Origin of the sequence: Ferruginibacter sp. (assembly GCF_031430955.1) — a bacterium.
In the GTDB taxonomy this organism is placed as follows: Bacteria; Bacteroidota; Bacteroidia; order Chitinophagales; family Chitinophagaceae; genus Ferruginibacter.
Window position 1 is genome coordinate 1 of sequence record NZ_JANPCM010000369.1, and the last position, 7,380, is coordinate 7,380.

Sequence of the window (7,380 nt, forward strand, 5' to 3'; positions counted from 1 at the left end):
TAAAGAAATTACTGCCGATGCAACTGTTTTTTTCTTTGAAGATTTTTCAACAACAGCTATTGGTAACAAACCAATGGGCTGGCAGGCAAAATTTGCCAATGCAGGAACTACAGGTGTGGTAACCAATCCAGAAGGATTAGATGGAAACTGGGTGGAGCTGAGAGGCCACTACATTAACGCAACAGTTTTAAAAAAACCACTGCCGCAAAATTTTACATTGACTTATGACATTGCAGTCTCACAAAATTTTACCTGGGGCGCCAAGGGATTAACCATGCAACTGTCAAAAGAAACATCACCCGGCAATGCCGAATCATTTATTAAATTAAAACTTCGTCCCGGCTCTAACGGCAGCGATGGAGAAGCAACACTGGAAACAAAATTTCCTTTTCCGCCCGGTTATTCAAATAGTACCAAGTGGTATGTTGCCAAAGGTTTTTCTAATAATAAAAAAGACAACCGCATTACCGTTACAATAAAAAAAACAGCAGAAAGATTGCAGGTATTTATTGATAAAACTAAAATAGCTGAATACGAAAAAGCAATTCCAGCAGCTCATCTTTTTAATGCATTGTCTTTTGATTGCAGCGGCAACAGTGCTGAGAACGATAAATTTTATATCAGTAATATTAAAATCGTAAAAGATTAAATATTTATTATCTATGAAGTGTACATTGCTTTTTGCAGTTTTCTTTTTTATTATTTGTACTGCTTTTGCGCAGCTTACACCTGAGCAGCGGATACAGGACAGTGTAATTGGATGGTGGAGCAACAATAAATTCGACCACTTAAAACCACAGACAGAAGTAATTGGTAAAAAGAAGGAAATACACGTAAATAAAATGTTGGAGTGGATAAAGAAAACCTACACACCTGTGGCAGGGCTCGGAACAACCAGCCGTTACATTAGTAAATTAAATTATGGTGTGCTTTGTTATGTATGGAATGTAAGCCATGATAAAGAATGGACAGAACCGAATGGAAACTTCAAACCAATTCCTGAAGAAAATACACCTTTCTGGATTGCAGCAAACAGAGTGTTTGGCAGCTATACTATTCCTTTTCTGCAAAAACCAAATGAGTACTACTTTACTATGCAGCCTAACGGCTATTCTGCCAATGACCGTATGCTGGAAGACGGCAAAAAAGCCGACCCGGGAATTCATCCAAATACATCTAAGTATATCACATGGGTCAACGACTGGCAAACTGTTTATTTAACTCCCAATAATAAGCTTCCCTTTATTGCAATAACCAAAGCAGAACTGCTGCAACAGGCAGAGCAGGCACTTGATCAACAATGGGCAAACGAAATAAAAGATGTACAGGAAAAATGGCCAACGAATAAAAAATCGCAGGATGAAGTACTGATTATCCGCAAACAAACAATTGAAAAATACAGGAGCAATATTCAGAAATTACGGGAAAGGCATCAAAACAGTTTAAATGAACCTGCCGTAATAAGAGCTATGCAACCTACAATGTATAGTTTTGAATTAGATCCCGACATTTTTAAAATTGATAAAGCTGCAAATGAATTGAACCAGTACTTTCAGGTGTACAAAGTTGATCCTTCTCTTTATGTAAAATTGCAAAGTGAAACACCCCAATGGATTGCAGTGGCCTTCCCTTTTGCAAACAAAGAAAAAGGCAACCAGTTATACGAACTCTATAAAGCACTGTCGGAGAATTTCAATTACGATTATGCTTATAATTATTTTTTTGATCCTGAAAAAGTGAAGGGGTTGCCTTATAAACCGGCAAATGAAGATCAGCTAATGGCAAGATTAAATACTTACCGTAAAAAAAACAAATCAATAATCAACTCCGTTGCAAAACCTGTTACAATACCGGCGAATACTTTTTTCTTCGATGATTTTTCATTGAACAGTGAAGGTGACGATCCGGCCAACTGGTTTTTTAACAAGTATGGAAAACATTCAGTTGTTACCTCTTTAAAAAAACAAACCGGCAAGTGGTTGCAGTTGGGCTATAACAATCCACTAACTCCTTCCCTTCTGAAAAAACCAATACCTGAAAATTTTATATTGGAATATGATATGGCAACGGATGGTGAATTTTCTTCACGTACCGGCGGAGCTATCACTATGACATTAAATACAAGACCTGGTACTGCAAGTGGCAGCGAATTTAATGGTGGGAATGGCACAAGAGTAAATATTGATATTATTTCGGGAAATGAAGCAGATTATAACAATAACAATTACAGGGGCATGCTGAGAGTAAAAATCAACTCCTCTCCTTCAGCTAATACACAAAATTCTTCCGAAGGAATTTCGTATGAATATCCTTTGCTTGAGTTTACCAATAAAAAAACAAGTGTGCATATAGCGATAAAAGTAATGGCAGGGGTGCTTAGTATTTTTATTAACAATAAACAAGTAGCTGTTTCTACAGACTTCAAATTGGCCTATGGAGGCAAATGTGTTACTTGTAGCTTACCGGTTGGCACAAAGTTCAATAACATTTTTTGGAACAACAGTACCAATGATGCAGATACGACTAAAGTTTACATCAGAAATATAAAAATCTCAAAAGAGTAATAATTATTTTATGATAATAAAAATACGCCTGTTTACGCATCCCTGTTTCTTAACGTTTGTGCTGTCATATTTTGTAATCAATACATCTCTATTTGCACAGGATTGTGTTACCGAAGCTGCAAACAAGCCTTCTACTTTAGTTAGAAGTAAAGATAATATTAGCCCTATGAGTGCCAAAATGAATGCAGGCGAAATGGCTAAAATGAAACCCTATTTAACAAAAGCAGAAACTTGGGTAAAAAATATATTGACCGGCTTTACCGGAGCAAAACTGGATTACTTTAATAATTATTTTCCAAAATATTTATCTGATGCTGAAACTACAGATCGGATGTTTTTAGCCGAAGGTATTAAAGGGCACTACCAATCGCAAATGATGTTTTTTGCTTACTACTGTTATGAAAACAAATATCCCATGCAAACAGAGGGCGAAAGTGGCTCTTCTGTTTATGTAAATTTTAATAATGTTTTTGCTTTTGGATTTACTTCAGATGCCGGCGTTTATACTATTAAAGGAAAGCCTGCCTTCAAAACCATTCAAAAAAAACGCAGCGAAGGCAGAATTGATTTTTATGAACAAAGGGCACAAAATAACGCAAACGCTAAAATGTTCACAGCAAATGATTATATCATTTTGCGAAACAGCGACAAGCCGCTTTTTATTCCTGTTACCCGTAAAGAATACCTGCAGCAGATGCTAAAGGATGCAGAAGCTTTCGGGAGCAAAGACTCAAAAAGTATGACTCAAATTTATACACAGAACATACAGCAGTTTGAAGTAGAAATGAAAGCGTACAAAAACGACAGAGCCTATACGCCGGAAAAAGAAGCAAGACGAAGAAAATGGTTTGAAGAGGATCAGGAAAAACTTAAAAAACTTATTAGCAAAATTAATCCTGATGCCGATGCCGCCAAAGAAGTGATACATCAATATTTGCAAAAACCGCAAGAATGGCTAAACAGGGGCTTCAAAAGTTTTTACTCCTCTTCAACATATACAGCAGGGGGAGTTACGCAATATATTGAAGGCATGGATAAAATAAGAACGAACGGAGTGGGAGAAATAGAAGAAGAAACAGCAGAGGAAATTGTTACTATCAATCCTGCTTATTTTAATAAAACATTAAGCAGCGATGTGCCACAAGTAATAATGGTGCAGTTACGAAATGGCACTTATCCTCACATGGAAAAAGTTGCCGCTCTTGTAAAAAAACCAGGTGCACTGGCTCCTTTAGAAGCCATGTTAAATCCCGGCAAGTCTGCATTACCGGTAGTAGCTCCAACTAAAATTCCATCAACTTATACACTTACCTATTTACCAAAATTAAAAACACTTACACCATTAATTGTGCCGGCAGGCATGAAGCCTTCAGCAATTCCTGTTACAGCTAATTACAATAATGCGCCGCCTGCTGCTGCAATTAATTTTACACTTCCACCACTTTCTGCAAAGCTCAATCAAATACCACAATTGGCAACTGCAGAAAGTTATACTGCTTATATACAACAACTGCACACCGCTATTTCAAACGCAGTAAAACCTAATGAAAAAAAGAAAGCTGATGATTATTTGACAACTAAAAAACTTACACAATCAAAACAAATAAGCAATGCTGCTTTAGCCGCCTGGCTTCAAAATGCACCGGCTGCAAGTTTGTATCTGCATAGCAAAGCAGTAACTGCAAATCCTTCCGGTGCATTGTATGCAAATAATTTTGCCGCTTTTTTAATTATGGGTGGTCTCCCCGAAAAATCTGTTCCCATATTGGAATATTGGAACAAACAAAAGCCCGGCGAGGCAACGCTGCTGAGTAATTTAGGCAATGCGTATTACCGCTTAGGCGATGTAAATAAAGCCATGCAGTACCTGCAGCAATGTGTGCAAAAGGACACACTAAATCCCATTGCCAACAAAATACTTTGCCTTCTTTACCTCAAAAAAGGCGATGCAAAAAAAGCGGAAGAGCATGCAACAAAATCTATAGCCGCATCTTATGATCAGGAGGTTGAAAAAATTCTGCGCCAGCTAAATAAAAAAGCAAAACCGGGTGAAGTAATGACCCGATATCATAAAAATGAATTTCCATTGCTTAAAAGAATTAAAATGCCGGCCATGCCTGCCAGCCTCGATGAAATGGAATTTTTTGCGGCAAACCTGGAAGCAGAAAAAAAATCTGTTGACAACAGCATAGCAGCCATTCAGGCCAAAATGCCCACTACTAACGACGATGCAAACCAACGCTTACTTATGGCTGGTTTACGAAAGGGCGTTTCGCCGTTACAGATGAAGGCACAGTTCATTATCATGGATGCAATGGAGATACATGGAAAAGATGGCATCAGCGAAGCCGATGTTTTTAAATATTATTTGAGCAAGATATCGGCACCGCATAATGTAAAGCTGAGAGCCATTGCAAAAAAATATGGCGACCAGCTAAATAAACTGGAAGGTGGCGAAGCAGGTGATGAAGATAAAATAGCCGCCCTTGAGTTAGCTAAATGCAAAGACATAAACGATGAGAATGGAAAATACCTGGCCGAACTTTCACCATTAGTTAATGAGTATGTGCAAAGGCAGGAATATATTTCACGCAGGTATTACCGGGACTATGCTAACTGGGCGCCGTACTGGATGCCGCAGGCAGCAGGCAGTTTTCTTTCTATACAAATGGATTACCTGAAAGAGGTAAGCAACCTTCTTGGGCAGTATAAATTAATCAGTAAGCAGCAGTGTACGTTTGATGAAGTGGCGCAGGAGGAAAAGAATTTTGTATTGAAAGAGTGGGAAGATGAATACTGTGCCAACTTCAAAGGCAAACTTGCATTTGTAGTTACTACAATTACCTGGACATGTAATTCGTGGGGCATAGAAGGTGGTGAAGGAATAGTGTTTGAGGGTGAAGTAAGTTACAACGATGATGGTTCGTTTAATGACTTTACTATTGGTGGTGGCCTGGGCGAATCGTTTCATGTTGGCGGCCTTGGTGCATTAGAGGTGGAAGCAGGAACGTCTATAAAAGAATTTATTAAAATTGGAAAGAACGAGGCAACCGGTAAATGGGAAGTAAAGGATTTTGGTTTGAAAGCAGATGCAACAGTTGAAGCGACAGTTGGTCCTTTAAAAGGCGAGGTGAAAATAGCCGAAATATCAGTGGCAGTAAATGCAGGTGTGCAGGTAAGTGGTAGTTTGCCAGATGCCGTGTTAATATTAACAAGATAGCAAACAAATGCAGGATTTAAAACAGGTAGTAAGGCGGTGCAAATACGCAAATTAATATGAGTTGCAAAACATTGCAAATGATTTTTAAAAATTCCCTGTTTTACAGGATACTACGCAAAAGTTAAGAACAATAGTTTTGATACAGAAAATGAAATCATGAAAAAAGCATTGCTGATTTTTGTTTGTTGTGCCATTGCCGCAATATCCTTTGCACAAAAAGAAACCTTCGATCTTATAAATTACACTGCACCCAAAGGCTGGAAAAAAGATGTTACTGAAAATACAACCAGTTATACAATTGTAAATGGTAATACCTGGTGCAACATAAATATTGTAAAAAGCACTACCAGCAAGGGAGATATTAACCAGGATTTTGAAAGTGAATGGCAAATGGTGGTTAAAAGTTATAAACCTGCTGATGCCCCACAGTTAAATGAAGCGCAGGAAGCTAATGGTTGGAAAATAAAAGGAGGTGGTTCAAAATTTGTTTTTAATAACAGCGATGCATTCGTATTTCTTACAACAGCTACAGGGTATAACCGTTGTGCAAGTATTGTAGCCACTACTAACAGCCAGGATTATTTAAAAGAAATTGAAGCTTTACTTGCATCGGTTGAATTGATAAAACCTGAAAACTTTTCGCAACAAACACAAGTTGCTGATGACGATAAAAATTCCATACTTGGTACATGGGGTGCCAATGCAAGCGATAATTCTAATTACAGAATGAAGAACGGCATCATGAATTACATCAGCCGTCAATATACTTTTAATGGAGATGGCAGTTACAGTTTTGTAAGCAAAGCTTTTGATCCGTTGATGGATAAAATTTTGTTGGGAAAAGAAAACGGCAATTACCAAATCAGTGGTAATAATATCACTATCACGCCAAAAAATTCTGTGCTGGAAGCATGGAGTAAAAAGAATGATGGTGATGATTGGGGTAAACTTTTATCTACCCAAAACATAGCATTGGAAAAAGCAACTTACCAATTTACAAAACATTTTTTCTCCGGCACACAAATATGGAATTTGGTTTTGCAATCAGAGAAGGCAACGCAACGGGACGGTACACAGAGCAGCAACACAAGTTTTAAAAATGCCTGGTATTATGGTCCATTATCTGCCAACAATCTGCAAATAAAATTACCCGGCAATGTAACTGTTTTAAAAAAAGAAGAAGTACAAAAACAAACCCCAACAATTCCCAACGGTTTTGCATTAACCACCACCAACTTCGATGATGGCTGGACAAGCACAGTAAAAGAAGATTGGGTAGAGGTAACAAAAGGAAATATAAAAGTGTTGCTTCATTATCCCAATGGAGTAACCGGCAAATACAATTCTGATTCGGATGAAGGAATAAATGCTGCATGGAACAACCTGATTGCTCCACGGTACAACGACTTGCAAAATTATACTGCCTGGTATTCTACATCCATTCTTCCACGTCCTTATGTGATAGCAGCAAATGTTACTAATAAACAATCGGGGAAAAAAGTTTATGTAGTTCTTTTTCAAAAAGGAAATACAGGCTGGATAGAAATTATTTCTCCCGATAAAAATACTTTTATAAAAAATTTTGGAGTAGATAAT

4 protein-coding genes are annotated in these 7,380 nt (G+C 37.7%); all 4 read left to right on the forward strand.

The features are described 5' to 3' along the window. Positions 1-649, forward strand: a 649-nt coding sequence (locus ACY65O_RS10525; RefSeq protein WP_462220814.1) for a hypothetical protein, incomplete at its 5' end; no start/stop codon positions are given. A gap of 13 nt (positions 650-662) precedes the next feature. Beyond that, positions 663-2,564 (forward strand): hypothetical protein, encoded by a 1,902-nt coding sequence (locus ACY65O_RS10530; protein ID WP_462220815.1) that lies wholly within the window; start codon positions 663-665, stop codon positions 2,562-2,564. 10 nt (positions 2,565-2,574) lie between these two features. After that, the gene (locus ACY65O_RS10535; protein ID WP_462220816.1) at positions 2,575-5,784 is read left to right on the forward strand and encodes a tetratricopeptide repeat protein; all 3,210 of its coding nucleotides are present in this window, start codon (positions 2,575-2,577) and stop codon (positions 5,782-5,784) included. A 156-nt stretch (positions 5,785-5,940) separates the two neighbouring features. Next, the coding region (locus ACY65O_RS10540; protein ID WP_462220817.1) for a hypothetical protein at positions 5,941-7,380 on the forward strand (1,440 nt) is incomplete at its 3' end.